Origin of the sequence: Streptomyces sp. 13-12-16 (genome assembly GCF_002114215.1) — a bacterium.
Taxonomy (GTDB): domain Bacteria; phylum Actinomycetota; class Actinomycetes; order Streptomycetales; family Streptomycetaceae; genus Streptomyces.
This window is the reverse complement of record NZ_NCTE01001496.1, coordinates 1-1,270: the sequence shown is the minus strand read 5'-3', so window position 1 is coordinate 1,270 and position 1,270 is coordinate 1. Positions and strand designations below refer to the sequence as shown.

Annotated in this window: 1 protein-coding gene and 1 pseudogene; both read left to right on the top strand. The window is 76.2% G+C overall.

Translation table 11 applies throughout. The features are described from left to right. Nucleotides 1-352 (top strand): annotated as a pseudogene (locus B7767_RS43370) (polysaccharide biosynthesis protein); the annotation flags it as partial. Beyond that, nucleotides 349-1,270, top strand: a 922-nt coding sequence (locus B7767_RS43365) for a Wzz/FepE/Etk N-terminal domain-containing protein (protein WP_256923793.1), incomplete at its 3' end; no start/stop codon positions are given. The pseudogene B7767_RS43370 and the gene B7767_RS43365, both read left to right, overlap by 4 nt.

Here is a 1,270-nt window from a genome sequence, read left to right as displayed (position 1 = left end):
GCTGGTCGTCGTCCCGGACGGCGACGAGGTCGCCCACCGGGCCGCCGAGCGGCTCGTCACCGAGGCCGGGGGCGATCCGCTGCTGCGGGTGACGGAGGTTGCGGTGTCCCGGCCGGTGGTGCCGGACCGCGGCGACGAGTCCGGTGCCCTGGTCGTGCTCGGCGCGGGCAACTGGACCGCGGGGGAGCTCACCGGCATCGCCGAGGCGTGTGCGGACGCGGGGCACGAGATCGTCGGTGTCGTCGTCGCGGGCCCGGTCCGGGCCCGTACGACGCGGTCCGCCGGCCGTCCTCGGGACGCCGCCGTGCCGGCGCTCGCGGTCGGCGGCGACGCGACGGGAGGTCAGGGGTGACGACGCGTACGGGTTCGGAGTCGTCGGCCGCTCCGCTGCTGGACCTGCAGGCGCTGGTGGTCGCGGTGCGCAGGCGCCGCCGCCTATGGTGTTCCCTGGCGCTGCTGGGACTGCTGGCCGGCGTGGCGGTGGCGGTCCTGCTGCCGGCGCCGCCGACCGCGGTGACCACGGTGCTGGTCGCGCACGAGGCGGACCAGCCGAACGACCCCGGGACACTGATCCGCACCGATGCCGCGCTGCTGGGGACCACGCGGATCGCCGGCCAGGCCCTGCGGTCCCTCGGTTCCCCGGAACGCCCGGAGGACTTCATGCGGGACTACCAGGGCACCGGCCTGACCAACAACCTGCTGCAGATCACCGTGACGGGTGACAGCGACGCGGAAGCGGTGGCCCGCGCCGAGGCGCTGGCCGAGGCGTTCGTCGCGGACCACGTGAAGCGGATCAAGGAAGCCGCGAACGCCGAGTCCAAGGCCCTGCTCGGCCGGCGGGACGACATGCGGGACGAACTCGCGCGGGTCAACGAGGAGATCGGGAAGGGATCGCCGCAGAGCGACCCGGAGGCGTCGGCGAACCTCGAGTCGCTCTTCGCCCGCCGGGCCGAACTCACCTCGCGGATCACCGACTTCGACCAGCGCGCCGAGGAGGCGCGCCTGGGCACGCCCCGGCTGGTCGCGGGCACGCAGATCGTGGACGCCGCGCGCGCGGTGGACCACTCCCTGCCCAGGACCGCCGCCACCGACGCCGGGATCGGGCTCGTCCTCGGGCTCGCGCTCGGCCTCGCGCTGGCCGCCGTCGGCGCGGTGGTGGCGGACCGTCCCGTGCTGCGCCGGGAGATCGCGGCGAACCTGGACGCCTCCGTCATCGCGGAGCTGCCCCGCAGGGCGGCCGGGCCGTGGCGGCGCCGGCGGGGCCCGGCGG